Source organism: Acuticoccus kandeliae (assembly GCF_003073115.1).
The window spans coordinates 1-282 of sequence record NZ_QBBV01000191.1 but is presented as its reverse complement, the minus strand read 5'-3'; the positions used below and the strand labels follow the sequence as shown (position 1 = coordinate 282).

Here is a 282-nt window from a genome sequence, read left to right as displayed (position 1 = left end):
GCACCTGCACGACGTCCACGGGCTCGCCGTCGGCCTCGGTGATGGTCTCCCGGTAGAAGCGGCCGAGACCGTCGAGGGTCGGCCCGCGCTGCACGGTCACCCCGAGCGGCGGCACGTCCGCGATCTTGACCGTGTTGTTCTCGCTGGCCGAGATCGCGTCGGCGAGATCCTGACCGACCTTCTTCGCGTCGACGTCGAACGCGGCCACGAAGGTCACGTCCCGGACGTGGTACCCGCCGAAGTCGACGTGCATCAGGCCGGGGACCTGGGTCGACGGATCGG

At 69.9% G+C, this 282-nt stretch carries 1 pseudogene; it reads right to left on the bottom strand.

The features are described from left to right. A pseudogene (locus DBV35_RS29905) lies at window positions 1–282 on the bottom strand (inositol-3-phosphate synthase); the annotation flags it as partial.